Annotated in this window: 15 protein-coding genes; 4 read left to right on the forward strand and 11 right to left on the reverse strand. The window is 54.2% G+C overall.

Annotation, left to right across the window (positions count from 1 at the left end; translation table 11 throughout):
- The first annotated feature begins 95 nt into the window (after nucleotides 1–95).
- Nucleotides 96–1,331 (forward strand): MFS transporter, encoded by a 1,236-nt coding sequence (locus FIV00_RS23560; RefSeq protein ID WP_152503042.1) that lies wholly within the window; start codon nucleotides 96–98, stop codon nucleotides 1,329–1,331.
- A 48-nt stretch (nucleotides 1,332–1,379) separates the two neighbouring features.
- On the opposite strand, the gene glyS is transcribed toward FIV00_RS23560, so the two are convergent.
- The gene (gene glyS / locus FIV00_RS23565) at nucleotides 1,380–3,467 is read right to left on the reverse strand and encodes a glycine--tRNA ligase subunit beta (protein ID WP_152504410.1); all 2,088 of its coding nucleotides are present in this window, start codon (nucleotides 3,465–3,467) and stop codon (nucleotides 1,380–1,382) included.
- 262 nt (nucleotides 3,468–3,729) lie between these two features.
- On the opposite strand from glyS, the gene FIV00_RS23570 reads away from it, so the two are divergent.
- Nucleotides 3,730–5,265: a bifunctional diguanylate cyclase/phosphodiesterase gene (locus FIV00_RS23570; protein ID WP_152503043.1), complete on the forward strand. Its 1,536-nt coding sequence runs from the start codon at nucleotides 3,730–3,732 to the stop codon at nucleotides 5,263–5,265.
- A gap of 46 nt (nucleotides 5,266–5,311) precedes the next feature.
- Here the strand turns inward: FIV00_RS23570 and gltS are convergent, their stop codons facing one another.
- From gltS to FIV00_RS23590, 4 genes are all read right to left on the reverse strand, one after another.
- Nucleotides 5,312–6,532 (reverse strand): sodium/glutamate symporter, encoded by a 1,221-nt coding sequence (gene gltS, locus FIV00_RS23575; RefSeq protein ID WP_152503044.1) that lies wholly within the window; start codon nucleotides 6,530–6,532, stop codon nucleotides 5,312–5,314.
- Nucleotides 6,533–6,614: 82 nt separating this feature from the next.
- Complete coding sequence (locus tag FIV00_RS23580; protein WP_247649275.1) at nucleotides 6,615–8,549, reverse strand: DUF2207 domain-containing protein; 1,935 nt, start codon at nucleotides 8,547–8,549, stop codon at nucleotides 6,615–6,617.
- A gap of 12 nt (nucleotides 8,550–8,561) precedes the next feature.
- A complete protein-coding gene (locus tag FIV00_RS23585; protein WP_152503045.1) occupies nucleotides 8,562–9,116 on the reverse strand; it encodes a LemA family protein in 555 nt (184 codons plus the stop codon).
- 215 nt (nucleotides 9,117–9,331) lie between these two features.
- Nucleotides 9,332–10,273 carry a glycine--tRNA ligase subunit alpha gene (locus tag FIV00_RS23590; RefSeq protein WP_152504412.1) on the reverse strand — a complete coding sequence of 314 codons (942 nt, stop codon included), beginning with the start codon at nucleotides 10,271–10,273 and terminating at the stop codon, nucleotides 9,332–9,334.
- Nucleotides 10,274–10,616: 343 nt separating this feature from the next.
- Here FIV00_RS23590 and FIV00_RS23595 point away from each other — a divergent pair, with 343 nt between their 5' ends.
- The gene (locus FIV00_RS23595) at nucleotides 10,617–12,008 is read left to right on the forward strand and encodes an MATE family efflux transporter (protein ID WP_152503046.1); all 1,392 of its coding nucleotides are present in this window, start codon (nucleotides 10,617–10,619) and stop codon (nucleotides 12,006–12,008) included.
- Between the two features lie 46 nt (nucleotides 12,009–12,054).
- Here FIV00_RS23595 and FIV00_RS23600 read toward each other — a convergent pair whose 3' ends face one another.
- The 5 genes from FIV00_RS23600 to FIV00_RS23620 all read right to left on the reverse strand — a co-directional run bounded on the left by FIV00_RS23600 (nucleotide 12,055) and on the right by FIV00_RS23620 (nucleotide 15,867).
- Nucleotides 12,055–12,240, reverse strand: coding sequence for a hypothetical protein (locus FIV00_RS23600; RefSeq protein WP_152503047.1), 186 nt, complete (start codon nucleotides 12,238–12,240; stop codon nucleotides 12,055–12,057).
- A 48-nt stretch (nucleotides 12,241–12,288) separates the two neighbouring features.
- Nucleotides 12,289–13,146, reverse strand: coding sequence for a S49 family peptidase (locus tag FIV00_RS23605; protein WP_152503048.1), 858 nt, complete (start codon nucleotides 13,144–13,146; stop codon nucleotides 12,289–12,291).
- 121 nt (nucleotides 13,147–13,267) lie between these two features.
- Nucleotides 13,268–13,891: a PilZ domain-containing protein gene (locus tag FIV00_RS23610; RefSeq protein ID WP_152503049.1), complete on the reverse strand. Its 624-nt coding sequence runs from the start codon at nucleotides 13,889–13,891 to the stop codon at nucleotides 13,268–13,270.
- Between the two features lie 188 nt (nucleotides 13,892–14,079).
- Nucleotides 14,080–14,718 (reverse strand): PilZ domain-containing protein, encoded by a 639-nt coding sequence (locus FIV00_RS23615; protein WP_152503050.1) that lies wholly within the window; start codon nucleotides 14,716–14,718, stop codon nucleotides 14,080–14,082.
- Between the two features lie 255 nt (nucleotides 14,719–14,973).
- Entirely contained in the window at nucleotides 14,974–15,867 is an 894-nt protein-coding gene (locus FIV00_RS23620; protein WP_152503051.1) for a uracil-DNA glycosylase family protein, read from the reverse strand.
- Nucleotides 15,868–16,177: 310 nt separating this feature from the next.
- On the opposite strand from FIV00_RS23620, the gene FIV00_RS23625 reads away from it, so the two are divergent.
- The gene (locus FIV00_RS23625) at nucleotides 16,178–17,854 is read left to right on the forward strand and encodes an electron transfer flavoprotein-ubiquinone oxidoreductase (RefSeq protein WP_152503052.1); all 1,677 of its coding nucleotides are present in this window, start codon (nucleotides 16,178–16,180) and stop codon (nucleotides 17,852–17,854) included.
- 1,220 nt (nucleotides 17,855–19,074) lie between these two features.
- Here the strand turns inward: FIV00_RS23625 and FIV00_RS23630 are convergent.
- Nucleotides 19,075–20,370, reverse strand: coding sequence for a DEAD/DEAH box helicase (locus tag FIV00_RS23630; RefSeq protein WP_152503053.1), 1,296 nt, complete (start codon nucleotides 20,368–20,370; stop codon nucleotides 19,075–19,077).
- Nucleotides 20,371–20,486: the final 116 nt, after the last annotated feature.

A 20,486-nucleotide genomic window follows, 5' to 3' on the forward strand; every position in this document is an offset into this window, starting at 1 on the left:
CACATTCGGCTTGTTGATCAATCGATCAAAAATACGCGTTTTGCGATGACCGCCCCCTCACTTACCCTATCGTAAATTCACGATATGAGGTGTCCATGTCCGCCACGTCCAGCTTGCCCCGGCCGGGTCCCAATGTTCCGCTGATCATTGCTTGCGGTTGCCTGATTGCCCTGCTCTCTTTCGGTCCGCGTTCGGCCATGGGTCTTTTTTTCCAGCCCATGACGGAAGCACGCGACTGGAGCAGAGAAATATTCGCCCTGGCCATTGCCATTCAGAACCTCATGTGGGGCATAGCTCAGCCGGTCGCGGGCATGATGTCGGATCGCTTTGGCACCTGGAAAACAATGACCTTCGGTGCACTGCTTTATGCCAGCGGCCTGCTGATGATGATAGATGCTCAAAGTGCCGTCGCACTCCATGTATCAGCTGGTGTCCTGATCGGCCTCGGCATTGCGTTTTCGTCCTTCTCGCTTGTACTGGCCGCATTCGGCCGCGCCGTGTCGCCTGAGCAAAGGTCCCTGGCATTCGGGATCGGAACAGCTTCAGGCTCGCTCGGACAGTTCCTGTTCGCACCGCTTGGCGGGGCGTTGATAGCGAATATCGGCTGGCAGCAGACATTGCTTGTCTTCGCAGGCCTGGTCGCGCTTGTCCCACTTTTGGCAATTGCCTTACGCGGCAAATCGGATCTTCCGAAAGAACAAAACCCGGCAAATGATCAGAAGCTGAGCGCCGCAGTGGCCGAAGCCTTCCGGACGCGTGGTTTCATCTTGCTGACAATCGGCTTCTTTGTCTGTGGTTTCCACGTTGCGTTCATCACCGTGCATCTGCCACCATATATTGCCGATCTCGGACTGGACCCGGCGTGGGGTGCGACCGCTATTGCGCTCATTGGACTGTGCAACATCGTGGGATCTTTGGCAGCCGGTTACATAGGAGGACGCTATTCGAAGCCGATCTTCCTGTCGCTGATCTATATCGGACGCTCCATTGCGATATTTGTCTTCATCATGCTGCCGATCACACCGTTTTCGGTGTTGGTTTTCGCCGGCGTCATGGGGCTGCTTTGGCTGTCCACGATCCCGCCGACATCAGGGCTCGTCGCCGTGATGTTCGGTCCCCGTTACATGGCAACCTTGTTCGGCTTTGTCTTCCTGTCTCACCAGATCGGCTCTTTCCTGGGCGTTTGGCTGGGCGGCAAACTCTACGATGAGACGGGGTCTTACGATGCGATCTGGTGGTGCGGCATCGTCCTTGGCATTTTTGCGGCGATCATCCATTGGCCCATCGAGGAAAAACCGGTGCAGCGGCTGGCACAGGAAGCTGCAGAATAAGGAAAGGCGGGCCAAGGCCCGCCTTTTCCATTGTCAGTCTCGGCGAATTTAACCCGCTACTTTTGAGAAGTCCGCGACGACGTGCGTCGAGTCCCTGATCTCGGCGAGCAGCTGCAAACGGTTGGTTCTCAAGACTTTGTCTTCCGCATTGACCAGAATATCTTCAAAGAACCTGTCAACCGGTGCACGCAGTCGGGAGAGCGCTTCCATGGCACCTTCGAAATCCTCACGCCCAACGGCTTCCGCCGCATCGGCACGGGCGGTGCCAATGGCGGCAGCCAGGTCGATCTCGGCCTGTTCCTGAAGATGGTCGGCATGCGGTTTTCCAGCAACCGGCGCTCCGTCCTTCTTCTCTTCTGCGCGTAGAATGTTCACCGCACGTTTATACCCTGCAAGCAGGTTGGTACCATCGTCGGAGGAAATGAATTTCCCCAGCGCCTCGACGCGTTTGACCACCATCAACAAGTCGTCGCGGCCTTCGAGCGCGAAGACCGCATCGATAAGGTCATGTCGTGCACCTTCGTCCTTCAGGTGTACTTTCAGTCTGTCACCGAGAAACGCCAGCAGGTCTTCTGTCATACCTTCAGGGTCACTGATCGAGACGGAATGCAAATCAGCTGCTGACCGGATTGCTTCGCCAAGCCTAACGCGAATGCCGTTCTCCAACACAATTCTGATGACACCGAGAGCAGCACGACGAAGCGCATAAGGATCCTTGGATCCGGTTGGCTTCTCATCGATCGCCCAGAAACCGGCGAGCAGGTCGAGCTTTTCCGCAAGGGCGACAGCAATCGCCACCGGGTCCATCGGTACCGTGTCGCTTGGGCCCTGCGGCTTGTAGTGCTCCTCGATTGCCGCAGCAACCGATGCATCCTCCCCTTGCGCTTCCGCGTAGTAGCGCCCCATCAGTCCTTGAAGCTCTGGAAACTCGAACACCATTTGCGATACAAGATCGGCCTTCGCCAGTTCCGCACCCCGCTTTGCTCTGCTTTCGTCGGCTCCGACAATCGGCGCAAGCTGAGATGACAAGGTCATCAGTCGCCTGACCCGATCTCCGACGCTGCCCAGCTTTTCATGAAACTTGACTTCTCCCAGCTTCGGCAAATTGTCCGAGAGCCTGGATTTCAGATCGGTCTCCCAGAAGAATCTGGCGTCCGACAAGCGCGCTCGAATGACCTTTTCATTGCCTGCAACAATCAGCTTGCCGCCATCCTCAGCAACAATGTTGGAAACCAGCACAAATTTGTTTGCCAGCCGTCCCGTTCCCGGATCCCTCATGACGAAGCATTTCTGGTTCACCTTGATTGTAAGCTGGATACACTCGTCTGGAATTTCCAAAAAGGCTTCGTCGAAACTGCCTGTCAGTACAACAGGCCACTCGACGAGCCCTGCAACTTCTTCCAGAAGTCCCGGGTCTTCAACGAGGTCCAGCCCCAGTGCCAGTGCCCGGTCCTTGGCGTCGTTGAGAATAATCTCTTTGCGGCGATCAGCCTCCAGAACCACCTTGTGCTTTTCAAGGCCCGTCGCATAGTCGTCGAACCGGCGTACATCGAACGATTTGTCAGCCAAAAAGCGATGGCCACGTGTGGTCTGGCTGGATTGAATGCCGTCAAATTCGAAGCGCACAACATCCGGTTCTTCCGTTTCAGGACCAAATGTTGCAACGATCGAATGCAAAGGCCGGACCCAACGCGTCGGTTTTGTTCCCCAACGCATGGACTTCGGCCACGGGAAATTTCGCAAAAGACCCGGCATGAAGTCGCCAATGATGTCGAGCGCGGTCCGGCCGGGCTTTTCAATGACGGCAACGTAAAAGTCGCCTTTCTTCGGGTCATTGTGAACAGAGGCCTGATCAATAGAAGACAATCCCGCTCCACGCAGAAAGCCTTCCAATGCCTTTTCCGGCGCACCGACGCGCGGTCCCTTGCGTTCTTCACGCGTCGCTTTCGACCCGACCGGGACACCGGCCACATGTAAAGCCAGCCGGCGAGGAGTCGAAAATGCCTTGGCGCCTTCATAGGGCAAGCCAGCTTCCACCAGGGCATTGGTCACGAGAGATTTCAGGTCTTCAGCCGCCTTACGTTGCATACGGGCTGGGATTTCTTCGCTGAAAAGCTCAAGCAGAAGATCGGGCATGGAATTTCGGACCTTTGGCATTGGTGAGACATCACCGGACATGTGTGAGCGTCCGTTAGCAAGACAGCAGCCTCTTGTCACCCCTTTTCCCGGCAAACGTATCCTAAGTACTTCTGACGAGCATTGGTCGATTCCATTTAAATGCTTCACTCTTCTTCAAGAAATGCATGTGAAACTCGAGCTGCATTAAAGAATTTGATGTATTGAGGCCCCTCAGGTGATAAAACGAGAAGTTGCGGACAACCGTTACCTGGCACGATCAATGGTTGTATTACTTGCACTTGTACTTGCGAGTTTTGTCTTCCTGCAAATTTTTCCGGATATTTTTTTCAACACGGAAACAAACAACGATCAATTTCTCCTGAAAGTCATCACCAGCTCACTTTTGGCCGTCGCCTTCGTGGGGCTAGCTGTAGGAACCTGGGCAACACGCCGACTGCGCAAAGAATTGAAAGCGCGTTCCTCCGCACATAGCGAAGCTCTGGCCCTTGCACAGCACGATCCCCTGACCGGGCTTCCCAACCGCCGTAGGCTGCTGGAGGCTTTCAGCGACCTCAGCAGGGATCTTAAGCCGGACAGTTTCCGCGCAATCATGATGCTGGATCTGGATGGGTTCAAACCCATCAACGATGTCTATGGGCATGCGTTCGGTGACACGCTGCTCCGCAGCTTTGCGGACCGGCTGGCAGAAACGCTCGGCAAGGATGGAATTGTTGCCCGTCTCGGCGGCGATGAGTTTGCAATTGTTTCGCCAGTCTTCAAGGACAAGTCGGAAGCGGCAGGCTTCGCGCGCCGGCTCCTGACGCGCATCAACGACCGGTTTGAATTTGGCGAACGGCAGATCTCAATAGGGTCCGGCATTGGCATTGCTCTTTATCCGCATGATGGGCACGCCATCACGGAGTTGTTGCGCAGGGCTGACATTGCGCTCTACCGGGCCAAGTCGTCGGGCCGTTCGACTTATCGTTTTTTCGAAGTCGACATGGATGCATCCATCCTGCACCGTACGCTTCTGGAACAGCGCTTGCGCAAGGCAATCGCCGACAAGGAAGTCAAAGTCCATTATCAGCCTATTCTGGACATGACTTCCGGCCGTATTGCCGGCTTTGAGGCGCTGGCCAGATGGACAGATGCGGACTTTGGAAAAGTTCCGCCACTGCAGTTCATTCCAATTGCCGAAGACTGCGGGATCATCTCGGAGCTGACACAACACTTGCTTGCCGAAGCCTGTAGTGTCGCAACAACCTGGCCGAAAGACCTCTACCTCTCTTTCAATCTTTCTCCCGTGCAGTTGCAGGACCCCGCCTTGCCGGATCAGATTCAGTCGATACTCCAGGCCTCGGGTTATCCACCCAAGAGCCTCGTCCTGGAAATCACGGAAACATCTTTGGTGAAAAATCCTGAGGCAGCAAAGCGGATACTCGGGGAACTGACCGAGACCGGCGTCTCCATTGCCCTGGATGATTTCGGAGCCGGGCACTCCAGTCTGAGTTATTTGCGTGATTTCCCCATCCAAAAAGTGAAGATCGACAAGTCCTTCACCGAGAGGATGCTCACGGACAAGCAATGCGCTGCGATCGTTGAAGCAATTCTAGTGCTCTCAAAGGGGCTCGATATCGATGCGGTCGCCGAGGGCGTGGAGGAAACGGATGTCCACGAGGCCCTCAACTCCAATGGCTGTCACTACGGCCAGGGGTTCCTCTACGCAGCTGCAGTCACCGCTGAAGATGCTGCGTCGCTGCTGGACTCGCAAATCGACGGACGATTGCCGTTCACCAGCAAAACGAGCGCAGCCTGAGCCTGGCCTCTTTTTTGCGAGGCCTTGCGCATAGCGGCCTTGGAAGTCATCCACCCAAGAACAGGATAATGATCGCTGCATTTGCAAGGTCGACGAAGAATGCTGACACCAGTGGCAGGATCAAAAACGCTTGGGTGGCTGGGCCATAGCGTTTTGTTACAGCTGTCATGTTGGCAATCGCCGTTGGTGTCGCACCAAGAGCGAAACCGGCAAAGCCTGCTCCCAATACGGCTGCATTGTAGTTCCGCCCCATCATCGGATAGACCACCAGAATGATGAAGAGCGCGGCCACCACAATCTGCGTTGCGAGAATAAGCATCATCGGTCCGGCAAGACCTGCAATTGTCCAGAGTTGCAAGCTCATGAGCGACATGGTCAGGAATATGCCCAGCGCCAGGTCCGAGAGGACTGCCAGTGACTGGCTTCTGGCCGGCCAGGTCATGTTCTTGAATACCAAAGGCACTGTATTGGATAGAACGATGCCGCAAAAAAGGCAGCAAACAAAAATCGGCAAATCAAGACCGATCCCGGTCACCAGTGCTTCCTGCAGACCAACGCCCAAAGCGATGGCAATGTTCAAGACAAGCAAGGAGCGCATCAGTCCCGTGTGCGTAACCTGTGCTACCGCTTCCCGTTCGGTTTCGATACCGATCATCGGCGCTTCTTCAGGCCGGTTCGGATCAGGCTTTGCGCCTTTTCGTTCAATCAGATAGTTGCCGACCGGACCGCCAAGCAAGCTTGCCGCAATGAGACCCAGTGTGGCTGTCGCCGCGCCGATTTCAACGGCTCCCATGACACCGTAGTCCTCAACCAATTTCGGACCCCAGGCAATTGCCGTGCCGTGCCCGCCGACAAGCGAGATTGTGCCACCCAGCAATCCGAACCCTGTGGGAAGCCCGAGCGCAGCTGCGATCCCCGTCCCAACTGCATTTTGCAGCAACATGTAGCCGACGGTCAGGAACAGCAAAATCAGCAACGGTTTGCCACCCTTGGCCAAATCGGTAAACCGCGCATTCAGTCCAATTGCGGTGAAGAAGACAAACAACAGATAATCTCTGGACTGCAGCGAAAACCCGATTTCCTTGCCGAAGGCGAGATAGACAATCAGCGCCAGCATTGCGACCAACAGTCCGCCGGAGACCGGTTCCGGAATATTATAGTGGCGCAAAAACGGGATTTTCTTGTTCAGTCTGACGCCCAGGAAATAGACCAGAATTGCCAGATTGAAACTTACGAATTCGTCGAATGACAGCGCGTCCCCAGTCATTGCATTCCCTGCACAGCTATTAGACCTGACGGCCCGAGATCGAGTTTCATTCAAACCTCTGTAGAGGTGGAGTCAAGTTCGGCTACCAGCCTCCGCCACCCCCGCCGCCGCCACCGCCGCCCGACGACCCGCCGGATGAACCCGAACTCGATGAAGAAGGGGCAGGCAATGAGGACTGGAAGGATCCTGCCATTGCGCTTGCAGTTGCTCCGACACTCCTTGAAATGTCGCGGGCATCGAAGGAACTGCCGGAATACCAATGAGGGTTATAGGACGCGGAGGCGGCCGAACCAGCTGCACTCGCAAGCCAGCTTTCAAACGCTTCGGCCCAGGGTTTTTCAACGTCCAGCGCAACCGCGTAGGGCAAGAGAGTTTCAAAATGAACGGTGCTCATATCCGGAACGCCAGTCATGTTGAGACGGTCTTTTTCAGCGACCGTGAGATAGAGCCGCAACCCTTCGATTTCATCGAGTATGGCTCGGCCGTGACGTGTTGGAGCACCGATAATGGAGAAGAATAGAATGTTCCCTGAGATCAAGATCCCAACAACAACGGGAACGGCCTGCATGGTGCTCAATGCGCCTGTCACAAGACCCGCCAAAAGCGATGCGCCAAAAAGAGCCACGCTCAAAAGCGCGAAGGTGAGCATCAATCTCCAGATCAACCGGGCACCTTGCAGGATGAGCAATCCGATGACCGCGGCAAATGCGGTGGCAAATACAGAGAAGAAAAGCAGCAGGATCAGGAATTCCCGCTCGTTCTCTGCGACCGGAACAAACACAAAAAGGCCTGCAATGGTGAGAAGGCTGAGGAGGATGCCGGGAATAAGGTAGCCGCCATTGTTCCTGAAATAGACGTTGTGGTTCTCGGAAGTTATGGCATTTGTAAATGTGCTGCCGAGCAACTGGATCGATTTGCCATTCCGCTCATTCAGCGTAAGTGGGTCGCCTCTGCGATGTAGCCACCTTTCAAGAGCCGCCTCCCCCCTTGGCAGACCTTCACCTGGCTTTCGGCCTTCCGATCCCTCTGAAATCAGCGAAATCGTCATGTCTCCGTCGCTGTCATCAAGCTTCAAACGCCTCTTCACTGCCAAATTGAGGCAGGCCGCAGACAACGCGACCCAACCACCGCTGAAGCCGCGCTTAAAGACATATCTCGCAAGCGCAGGAGACATTCCTGCCGGTGGTTTGAATCTGGGAAAGATAACGCCCTTTGCCGGATCACGCCCTGCCCTGAGCCAGGCCCAAAGGTAATACAGCCAAACCAGCAACACGCCCGCACCGCCTATCAGCTCGATCCTGAAATCGCTGGCAAGCTGCAACAGCTTCCGGGTACCGGTTGGCTGCGTGATCGACCCGACTGGCATGGTCACCACCACCGTCAAACCTTCTTCTGGCGAAAGCGGGCGTGTCGTGCTGAAAACAACTGCGCGGCCATTATCTTCAGGCTGCGCCGAAAAGTCTTGTCCAGTTGCTCCGAAGAAACCGGTGTAACCTGTCCAGTCGGTAACCCTTATCCCTTCAGGCAAAACGACGCGTGCCGATGCCTTGTCAATTGGAAATGCCCATTCGTTGCCGGTAACGTTCCAATAGAGCTCATCATGAGATGAGAAAAAGCGTATCTGCCGGTCAGTCTCGTACTGGATCGTATAGGTATAGGTTCCAGGCCTTAGCAGGATGCTCTCTTCACCGATATAGATCCGGACCCCGGCTCCATTCTCCTTGGTAAAATGCGCTGCTGCACGCCCGTCCTGCAATACGGAAAGCAACTTGAAACCGACCCTGTAGCTGCGCCCTCCTGCGCTCTTGGCAGTCAGTGGGATATCCCGGAAAATACCGCGCTTGATCTGGTCACCTTCGGCCTGCACCGTAATGGTTTCAGTGACGGTCAACGCGCCGCTGGCTGCAACTTCTATGTCTGAGACATAGTTCAGAATTCTCTCGTCCGCACCGGCACTCGCCATTGCAACAAGAAGCCCGACCCATGCAAGACCAGATGCAATGAGGCTCTTCATCATCCTTCCCACGGTTCAGAACGTAACCTTGGGAACCGAACGTTCGGCATCGTCTTCGATTTCAAAATATTCAGCCTTGTCGAACTTGAACTGGCTGGCGATCAGGTTTGACGGGAAACTTTCAACAGCGACATTCAAGCCCCTGACCGCACCGTTGTAATACCGGCGTGCCATTTGAATGGCGTTCTCGATCTCATCCAGCGACTGATGCAAATCAGTGAAGTTCTGGCTCGCCTTCAGGTCAGGATAGGCTTCCGCGACAGCAAACAAACGCCCCAGCGCTTTTGTAAGTTCGCCTTCCGCCTTTGCCCGGCCTGCGATGTTATCTGCTGGAATTGAGCTTATGCTCGTGCGCAATTGTGTTACCGCGTCAAGCGTTTCCTGTTCATGGGAGGCATAGCCCTTTACCGTCTCGACAAGATTTGGAACAAGATTGCTGCGGCGCTTGAGCTGGACTTCGATACCACTCCAGCCTTCCTCTACCATCTGGCGCTTTTTCACGAGCGCGTTGTAGAGAAAAATGACAAGTACAGACAGCGCGATCAAAAGCGCCAGAAAAAACCAGGCCATATCAAAACCTCCTAAAAAGTCTCGCGGAGGCTATCCGTTGCGACACGGATTGTCATCACGCGGAGTGAAGGGCCCGGAAGGACGCCGCTGCTTTCTGTTGACGGCAAGCGGCCCCTATTCGGCACCTTCATATGAAGCTGCCAACGAGCTGGCCAGAACACAGGGAGACCTTTCTGCCCGGTCACAATGCCCTGCCTTGCAACCGTAGAACGACGCTATTCGGCAGCCTGGTTGTGATATCCGACGCCGCCGGCTTCTGTTTCCAGAAAGGCAGCACCGCATGCCTTGGCCAATTCACGAACACGCAAAATGTAGCTTTGGCGCTCCGTCACGGAAATAACGCCGCGTGCGTCAAGAAGATTGAAGGCATGACTTGCCTTGATGCACTGATCATAGGCCGGCAGCACGACCTGGTGAACATTGGCTCCGGCCTCCTCACGGGCCTTCGCGCCTGCATCGAGTAGCGAACGGCATTCCGTTTCCGCGTCCTTGAAGTGCCGGAACAGCATTTCCGTATCAGCATGTTCGAAATTGTGCCGGGAGTATTCCTGTTCCGCCTGAAGAAAGACATCGCCATAGGTGACTTTTTCGTCGCCTTCCATGCCGTTGTAATTCAGCTCGTAGACGTTATCGACGCCCTGAATATACATCGCGAGGCGCTCCAGACCATAGGTCAGCTCCCCGGAGACTGGCGAACATTCGAAACCGGCAACCTGTTGGAAATAGGTGAACTGAGAGACTTCCATGCCGTCGCACCAGCACTCCCACCCAAGCCCCCATGCGCCCAGCGTCGGACTTTCCCAGTCGTCCTCGACAAAGCGGATGTCATGCACCTTGGGATCGAGCCCGATAGCATAAAGCGAGTCCAGGTACAGTTGCTGCAGATTGTCAGGAGACGGTTTGAGGATAACCTGAAACTGGTAATAGTGTTGCAGCCTGTTCGGGTTTTCACCGTAACGACCATCGGTCGGCCGGCGCGAAGGCTGTACATAGGCAGCTTTCCAGGGCCTTGGTCCAAGCGAGCGCAATGTGGTTGCCGGATGAAACGTTCCTGCGCCGACTTCCATGTCATAGGGCTGCAGAACAACGCAGCCCTGGTCCGCCCAGAAACGCTGCAATGTCAGGATCAGGCCTTGAAAGGAATTTTCCGGGCGCATGTGCGCCGGCACGGTTTCTGTCGACATGGGTATTCATTCCGCAAGAGGCTTTTGGCGGCAGGACGTCCTGCCGATGCGGTGCGAGAGGTGCCACGATGTGACCGCAAGGTCAAGGTGAGCGCAGCACCGCATTTATGGAGAAACAGTCAGCCCACTCCTCCTGAGGGTTGACGGTTCCCGACGGACAAATTACCAACGGGTCCGGCTCCAGGCGCCAGCTGCTCGCGGACTTGATGTCCAGGTGAAGATCTGGAACAGAAGACTTTCGTTCCTCCACGCGTTTCGTGCAGGCGGCAATGCGAGCTCCCCCTCTCAAGTGAAGCGCTAGATTTTGGAGAACGGAATGTCAGCCGACATGTCCCAGACCAATGCGTTTACGCAAGGACCACTTGTCCCCACTCTTTTGAAGACTGCCTTACCAATCATTCTGGTCATGAGCACAAACGGACTTCTGACCGTTGCCGATGCTATGTTTCTTGGCCACTTTGTCGGGCCGGAAGCGCTTAGCGCCGTCACCTTGATGTTTCCGGCCTACATGCTGCTCGTCGCAGCAGCGACGCTCATTTCGGGCGGAATGTCCAGTGTCCTCGCCCGTGCACTCGGTGGTGAGCGGATACCCCTCGCTCAAGGCGTTTTTGTTGGCGCTCACGGCCTGTCCCTGCTCGCAGGTGCGACGGCGCTTTTCCTTTTCACAATGATCGGATACCCGCTCATCCTTGTGGCTGCAGAGGGGTCTGAGCCGATTGCCCGGATGGCCCATATTTATCTTGCGATCACAATATGGACCTCGCCCCTCCTGTTTGTACTGTCTGTGCAATCAGATGCCTTGAGGTGCGAGGGATATGTCATTCAGATGGCGGGTGTCAGTCTCTTTGTCTCGCTATCCAACATTGCGTTCAATTTTCTGCTGGTTGCCGTGTTGGACTTTGGCGTTGCCGGAACTGCCTATGGAACTGCGCTTGCGCAAATGTTGGCGTTTGTTTTCGTGATTGGGTTTCGATTACGCTCCAATAGCGTCTTGAAACCTCAGGTCCTTCGCAATCATCCACTCACCGCGCACTGGGTTTCAATCCTCAAACTCGGTGCTCCGCAAAGCCTGAACTTTGCAGGAATTGCCCTTGGATCGGCCGCAACCTTCGCCTCCCTTCAGCATTTCGGAACTGAAGGCTACGAAGCCACTGTCGCCGCATTCGGTCTCATGACCCGTATCATGACGTTTGTGTTCTTGCCTCTCCTGGGTTTGACCCAGGCGCTGCAAGCCATGATCGGCAACAACTATGGTGCCGAAAAGTGGCAACGGTCGGACAACACACTACGCCTTGGGCTCCTAACTGCGTTCTTCTATTGCCTTGGTGCCCAGGTTTTGCTGACGTTTTTTGCCCGGCAAATAGGTTTCCTGTTTGTCGAGGATGCAAGGATAGTTGGGGAGTTGGACAGGATCATGCCGATCAACATTGCGATGATGCTGGTAACTGGACCATTCTTCGTTATTGCGGCCTATTTCCAGGCTCTTGGCGATGCCGGACGCGCTGCATTGATCAGTCTGATCAAGCCCTATCTTTTCTTTCTGCCGCTGTTGTTCATATTGCCGCAGTATTTCGGGGAGGTCGGCATATGGCTTGCCGGTCCAGCAGCCGAATGTCTGCTGCTTTTGCTGACGGTGGCCGTTCTCAGGTCAACTGCCCGAACAAACTCCGCGCGCTGGGGGCTGTTTGTCGCTTCAGCAGCCAAATAATGTCAAAACAAATTGTGGGCGGGGCACTTCGCTCCGCCTGCTTACTTCAATTGCCAGGCCGGTATTTGCCACTGACCGGATCAAGCACCAGCTTGGTTCCACGTCCGTTGGGATCTGCGTTGGCAGCTGCTTTGGAGATCTGATTTTCAACTTCGGCCATCTTGCGCTTGACCCGTTGCACAATCCAATAGCCACCAACGGCCAATGCCGCCACACCAATCAATTCCGTCATCTTCTGTTCCCCTTCTCGACCGGAAGATCACATCCGTATTGTGCCTTTTTAAAGGCCATAGCGCATCCAGAGCGCCCGGTCCTCAACGGCGGCAATAAGGTCCTGTCCAAGACCTTCCGTCAAAGACTTGCCTGACAGAGCGACACCCAATCCGGCTTTCCTGCCGAACAGTCCTCTTGGCGCTGCCACGAGCTTCGGCTCGGCTTTGTCGCCATATCGATCCCTGATTACGCTGCGCAAATCGCCGATTCCATCGACCAGGCCGAGTTCGACCGCTTTCCGCCCTGTCCAGAACTTGCCGGTGAACAAGTCCGGATCGTCCGTCAGAATGTCACCTCGGCGCGACTTGACGATGTCGATAAAGGTGTCATGGATTTCCTGTTGAAGTGTCTTCAGATATTCAATGTCCTCCGGCACCTCGGGCTGGAAGGGATCAAGCGTGACTTTCTTTTCCCCAGCGGTATAAACCCGGCGATCAACGCCCACCTTCTTGATCAGTTCCGTGAAACCGAAGCCGGCCGCGACAACGCCGATGGAGCCGACGATCGAAGAGGGGTCAACAAAGATCTCATCACCAGCAAGCGAAATCATGTAGCCACCGCTAGCGGCGACATCCTCAACAAAAACCAGGACTTCCTTTTCATTTTCCTTTGCAAGATCGCGAATGCGCTTGAATATGAGCCGGGACTGGACAGGAGACCCACCAGGCGAATTCACAATTATCGCGACGGCGGGAGCTTTCTTGATCGAAAAGGCTTTTTCCAACGGCAACGCGGCTGTTGCGAGAGAAAGGCCAGTGCGCATCGGGCTGTTCATACCGATGGCCCCTTGAAGTCGGACGACCGGAACAACCAGTTTTTCGTTTCGGAAACGTTTGGGGAGATAGCGGCGAAGAGAAGAAAGCACGCGTAATAAGTCCTGACAGAGTTCACAAACTCTTTCCGATATATGTATCGGGGCCGGACTTTCAAAGGCTGCGATACCGGGAAAATCGGCCGACCGGTATCAACCAATGATCAATGTATGCTCATGCCCCGAAGGCACTGATCTTCTTTTTTCGAACCGGTTTCGGTTTTGGCGTGGCTTTTTCTTCCCGAAGTTTTTGGATCAGCTCATTCGGTTGCGGAACTGTTTCAGTGGCAAATGGCCAACTGAGTTGAACGCCTGCCTGACCATTCTTGTGCCACACTATCCGTCCCGCGACCGGCAAATCCAGACCGGGTATGGATATGTCGATGTTGTCAGGCAGACGTGTGAGATGTTCCCCTTCGAGGCGACAGCCAGACCGGCTGGCATCCACAATCCGGCATTTCATTGAAACCGGGTTGGTTTTGCCGCAAACAATGGCGGTGATCCAGACCGGGCGACGGATCTCGCGGCGCTTGTCTTCTGAGGCGGGTTTGTTGACCACAAAGGAGATCTGCGCTTCATTGTCGCCATAGGCAATGACTGAGCCATGCAATAGCTTGTCGAATCCGTCAATGCGGAGCCCGACTTCTTCTTTCAGAAGATCAACCTTGTCGGAAACGATCCAGCAGCCGTCATCCGTCAACTCGCGAGCAGCGACTTCGAAACAAGACATATCTGCAAGATCGACGATCAGTGCGGACATCCCTTCCGCAGCGTTCGTCGCAATGGCCAAGTTGTTCAATTTATCCCCCGCAATATTGACAGGGATCTTACAGGTTCGTAACTGAATTCTGAGTTAACGCAGGGGGTTAACACACTCTTGCCAGCCTGGCACAGGCTCTCTTTTTCCGATTTCAAACTCTGCGTTTCAGGTTCAGCAGGTAGGCTTTAAGCCCTCTTTCCCGAAACCGATTGAGGGACGAAAAAGTTTCAATCCGCCTCCTTACGGCGCTTGACGCCAAATCCACTTGAATTGCTCTTGGGTTTGTCTTTCACGCCTGCCTTTCCAGCGAGGTCAGGAGGCTTGATGCGGGTTTCGGTTATGTCCCCGCCATTGGCAAATTGCCAGGTCAGCTTCACACCTGCAAAGCTGGAGTTTCGCCAGACAATTTCACCTTTGACCGGCATATCGAGGCCGGCAATCTGCAGTTTGATGTTTTCAGGCAGAGCTTCAAGGCCTGTGCTCGACAATCGACACCCGGACTTGCTGGCGTCGACGATGTCGCATCTGACGCCATCATCAAACTTGTGTCCACTGACCCAAGCCGGAATAGATACCGACTTGCGCGGCTCTCTGCGCTTTTCGACCTTGCTCTTGTCTTCGACCTTGAAGGACACATAAACACTGCCGTCTTCGACCTTCTCGACACGGCCTTTGATCATCTGCTCCATGTCAGCAAGGCGAATTCCTACCAATTGACCGATTTCGGTCAACTTGCCGGAGCGGATCTCACAGCCGGACTTGTTGAATTTCGACGCGGTGGTTTCCTCACACGCGAGCGTGTCGAAATCGAGAACAAGAACCGGCTGACCCGTGATTTCACGACCGTCTTTGACTGTCTCGGACAACGTGCCCTCCCTGGTCCTGGCGCACGAGCATGCCGCGCGCGGGCGGAAGAGTTTCAAGTGTCAAATATTAGGTCATATCCGATTTAACAGGGTCTAAATGTTTCCACGAACCCGACAGTTAAACTTTGCAAATTACGACGAAAAGGAGAATCCTACTGTGTATCCCTCAAGTTGATTTCAAATTGATACACTTGGCCGACTTACGACTAGAAGAATTACCTAGGGAAGGTCGCAAACCGAACCTGAACGAGCACTTTATTTTTTCAGGCTCTGTCTGATCGCCAGAAAATCCCGCCACGAAAGACGTTTCTCCAGTGGGCTGCGAAGCAGATATGCCGGATGATATGTGGCGATCGCCGCAATTTCCTTGCCGCTACCAGGATATGCCATCCACCGACCACGCATCTTGCGAATACCATCTTGAACGCCAAGCAAGGTCTTGGCTGAGGCTGCGCCGAGAAACACGAGGACATCCGGGTTCACAAGTTCGATTTGCCGTTTAATAAACGGTTTGCAGATCTCGGTTTCCTGCGGCGTGGGCGTCCGGTTGCCAGGCGGGCGCCAAGGCACGACATTGGCGATATATGTTGACGATCGCTCCATACCGATCGCGTCAAGCATGCGATCAAGAAGCTGTCCAGACCGGCCCACAAAGGGCTTGCCCTGCAAATCCTCATCCCGCCCAGGTGCCTCGCCGACGAACATCAACCTCGCATCAGGGTGACCATCGGCAAACACAAGGGTCTTGGCTGTTAGTTTCAAATTGCACCCGTCAAAGGCTTCCAGACATGCACGCAACTCTTCAAGAGATGTTGCGGATGCAGCGATATCCCTGGCCGCCGCGACAATTTGAGCATCAGGCAGCACCGCAGCAAGCTGTTCACTCTGCTTTGCCGCAGGTGCAGCCGGAGTTATTGGCGCTTGGGCGTGGCGCGTGTCCCTCTGTCGCTCTGCAACAACCGCTGAGGGTGAAACACTTGACGGAGCTGTCTCTGCCTTCGTTTGCCGAAACTGCTCTGCCTGCTTGCTGGTCAACTCGTACCAATCAAGTGGCGTATCACCCATAAAACAGTCCACGCCCGCACTGGAGTAAAAATCCAATAGGGCTTCCAAGTGAGACGTGTCGATTGGGTTTTGCTGCACTACCATTACCTCTGGCGGCCGAGTTTAGTCAGCGAGCGCAACAGAGCAAGAGCGCCTGGCCCCACTTCGCTGCCCGGCCATCGTTATCCAACGAGTATGCACAGTCTCGACGATAGAATTGTATATTACGTTTACGTAAACGTTACTTTCCACTCTTGACGCCCAGACCCTGCTTTGGTCTATCTGGGCCTCAAATGGAGTGAACTGAACTCAAATTGCCTCTTAAAGACAAAAATTGTCGTGTTTTGCGCTGCAAAATGAGGCAAAAGGGCGTTATGGGCGTAGCCGTGCCCCTTTTGGGCGGAGGGAGAAAAAGATGAGCGAACAAGACGTGCTTGGCGAACGCGAGAGCATGGATGTCGATGTCGTGATTGTGGGCGCAGGCCCGGCAGGTCTTGCAGCTGCGATCAGGCTGAAACAGCTCGCCAACGAAAAGGGCGAGGAATTGAGTGTCGTGGTCCTGGAAAAAGGATCGGAAGTTGGCGCTCATATTTTGTCGGGCGCTGTAATCGACCCAATCGCACTGGATAAGCTTCTTCCGGAATGGCGCGACGAGGACACGCCCATCAAGACGCCCGTAACAGCAGACCACTTCCTGGTGCTCGGCCCGGCCGGTTCAATGCGTCTGCCAAATATGTTCATGCCCAAACTCATGGGCAACCATGGCAACTACATTGTTTCGCTTGGCAATGTTTGCCGTTGGCTTGCTGAAAAAGCTGAAGCTCTTGGCGTGGAAATTTATCCCGGTTTCGCCGCTGCAGAATTGCTTTACGACGACAAAGGAAACGTCGTCGGTGTTGCCACTGGCGACATGGGTATTGGCCGCGATGGAAAACCGAATGCCATGTTCACCCGCGGTATGGAACTCAGAGGCAAATATACGCTGATCGGAGAAGGCGCGCGCGGATCGCTCGCCAAGCAGCTGATCGAGAAATTCGATCTCGACAAAGATAGCGACGTAGCCAAATTCGGTATCGGCATCAAGGAACTATGGCAGGTTGACCCGTCGAAACATCGGCCAGGCCTGGTGCAGCACTCATTTGGATGGCCGTTGGACGGCAAGACCGGAGGAGGCTCGTTCCTCTATCATCTGGAAGACAACCAGGTGGCGGTCGGTTTTGTGGTTCATCTCAACTACGAAAATCCGTGGCTTTCACCGTTTGATGAATTCCAGCGCTTCAAAACGCACCCTGCCATTTGTGAAACCTTTGAGGGCGGCAAACGTATTTCCTATGGTGCGCGTGCGATTACGGAAGGCGGCTATCAGTCCGTGCCGAAGATGTCATTTCCAGGTGGCCTTTTGATGGGATGTTCAGCTGGTCTCGTCAATGTGCCCAGGATCAAGGGTTCGCACAACGCGATGCTGTCCGGAATGCTGGCCGCCGAAGAAGTGATGTCTGCCATCGGGCGTGGAGAATCCCATTCAGAATTGACAAATTACGATACGGCTTGGCGCAACAGCCCTATCGGCGACGATCTGAAAAAGGTGCGCAACGCAAAACCGCTCTGGTCGAAATTCGGAACCTGGCTTGGAATAAGCCTTGGTGGCCTGGACATGTGGACCAACGAGTTGTTCGGTTTTTCCTTCTTTGGAACAATGAAACACGGCAAAAAAGACTCCGAGACGCTGAAACCGGCCAAGGACTGCAAGAAGATTGACTATCCGAAGCCAGACGGCGTGATTTCCTTCGACAAACTTTCGTCTGTGTTCCTATCCAATACCAATCACGAGGAAGACCAGCCGATCCACCTGAAGGTGAAGGATGACGTTCTGCAGAAGTCTTCCGAGCACGACATTTTTGCCGGCCCCTCAAACCGTTACTGCCCGGCCGGCGTTTATGAATGGGTGGAAGAAGGTGAAGACGCCCCGAGGTTCCAAATCAATTCGCAGAATTGCGTCCACTGCAAGACGTGTGACATCAAGGACCCGAACGGCAACATTACCTGGACCGTACCAGAAGGAGCCGGCGGGCCCAACTACCCGAACATGTAGCTGAAACTTCCAACAATCAAAGTTGAGCCACGGCAGGTCCGTGGCTTTTTTTGCTCGCAGCCCCTTTCCCCAGAAACAAAACAGCACCGGAAAGAGGTCTTTCCGGTGCTGCAGTCTTGCGGCCGATGGGTCGTATCAAGCCGGTATCAGTGGGGGGCCGGCTTGTTGCGGTTGTCCATTGCGCAACGCTGAGGAGCGGAAAATCCACTCCTTCGCATGTCACGCAAACGCCCGCGCCACAAGGTCTTCGCCAGCGTTCATGACGACAGGCGATTATGTAGTGAAGTCGAAGGTCCAGATGGAGCCAACGTGCACAATATCCCAGATGTTGTCTGGATTATTTGGGTTCGGCCGAATAATTAAATTCGATTAACCAAACCTCATTGGCCGCTGATGTAGCTTCACGTTACGGAAACGTCAACTGGAAATTTCACAGGATAAAAACTAATTATAACTCCAGAAGGTCTCTTTATACCAATTGGTCAAATTTTTTCTCCTAACCAAACGAGAGACGACCTAGTGTTTCCCCACACCTGCTTCCCACGGCTAAAAGCTGCCGTAAAGGTTACTTGGCACTATTTACAGTAGGTGTAACTCATTTTCTCTTTTATTTACAATTAGATAAAGGCACCAACGCTGCAAATATAATCCATAAATTTTTTTTATATCACAATAAATTACAGAAATACTAAGTGCAATTCTTTGAATTTACAGCACTTATTCAACACGGAAACACTCGTGACTCGCCTGCTCACGTGACGAGCTGCTCCATCACGGGACCCATCTACACCATAACTATTTGTTTTTATTTATCTTTAAACTTATCCACACCCGAAAACGTCACGGAACAGTTATGATTGCGCAGTTGGGATGGTTAATTTAGTTTTACTTTTAACGGGGCTAATTTGATTTGTAATAACGTTCAGAGCGTTACCAACAATCTCTTCGCGGTTTTCCTGCGGCAATCCCCAAAAACGATCAAGAGGTCGGACCGTGCTATGCGGTTGGATACCTTGTGGACAGGAGGGACATTAAGTCTCGAGTGAGGACGCGGCGGTTCTGGCTCAAGAATTAAAGAACTCCGAAAAATTCATTCAGAGTAGCCTGTGCTCTTCTGAAACCCATCGACCACAAGGACAGCACCGGGAAGGCCACTTCCCGGTGCTTTTTCATGAAATCGAGACGTCTGTGTGAAAACACAAATTCCCAGAACAGAAGTCTTAGGCGGCGTTTTGCCGATTTGACGTCCGTCTACGGCGCGAGCGCCGGGATTGTGCCCTGTTGTCGTTGTCGCCCGAAGCGGATTGTTTGCGGTAGGGCTTCTTGGTCGAAGGCTTGTTGCCTCGATTGCCTCCACCACGCTTTACCTTGCTTGCTGCAGACATGGGTGGCACGTCTCCGCCGGCAACCGCGATATCGATACCGATCAATTTCTCGATCTGCCTGAAAAGGCCGATTTCTTCCGGTGCACACAACGCAACGGCTTCACCTTCCGCGCCTGCGCGGGCTGTCCGGCCAATCCGATGCACATAGGCTTCGGCAACCTCAGGCAACTCGAAGTTATAGACGTGGCTGACGCCAGGGATATCGATCCCTCTTGCAGCGACATCCGTTGCAACGAGAACATTGATGGCACCTGACTTGAGATCCCGAATGGCCCGTTCGCGCTGGTTCTGACTTTTGTTGCCATGGATGGACCCGGCTGCGATGCCGGACTGCGCCAGTTTTCGCATCAGTCGCTCTGCCCCGTGTTTGGTGCGGCAGAAGACCAAAGACATGCCATCCGGCTTGGCCTTCAACTGATCGACCAGGAAATCGCCCTTGGCCTTTCGATCCATGAAGTGGACTGATTGTGTGATCTTGTCGGCAGTCTTGCCGGCAGGCGCGACTTCAACCCGCTCCGGATCTTTGAGGTAGGACTGGGCAAGTTCATTGATCTGTTTCGGCATCGTGGCGGAAAACAGAAGTGTCTGGCGTTCATCGGCTACCAGGCCGGCAATCCGGCGAAGTGCATGAATGAAGCCGAGATCCAACATCTGATCTGCTTCGTCAAGGACGAGATAGGACGCCGTACCAAGATCAACCGCCCCACGATCAACGAGATCGAGCAGACGTCCCGGTGTCGCCACAAGGATGTCCGTACCCTTGGAAAGGCGTTTGATCTGTCCATTGATGGACACACCACCAACAACAGAAGTGACCCGAAGTGGTGTCTTTTTCAGGAACGAAATCAGGTTCTTTGCGATCTGATTGACAAGTTCGCGTGTCGGCGCAAGCACCAACGCACGCGTGCCGCGTGCGCGTGGATGGGTTCCATCGGCCACGAGCTGGTCGATCAGGGGAAGTCCGAAAGCGGCGGTCTTGCCGGTACCAGTCTGAGCAAGGCCCATCAGGTCCTTGCCCTCAAGAATGAGCGGGATTGCCTTTTGCTGGATCGGCGTTGGTGTCTCATAGCCATTTTCAGAAACAGCAGTAAGAAGGTCGCCGGAAAGTCCCAGGCTGTGAAAATCGGTCAAATTGAATTCCTTGACTGCAAGCGCAACGAAACACGCTTGCGGTACCGCACGGCACCTGCCCTGCGGTTTGTTATGAAGCGCGGCAGCCGGATTCAATACAATGAAGGCTCCATGCC

The sequence above is a fragment of the Labrenzia sp. THAF82 genome (assembly GCF_009363435.1).
Classification (GTDB): Bacteria; Pseudomonadota; Alphaproteobacteria; order Rhizobiales; family Stappiaceae; genus Roseibium; species Roseibium porphyridii.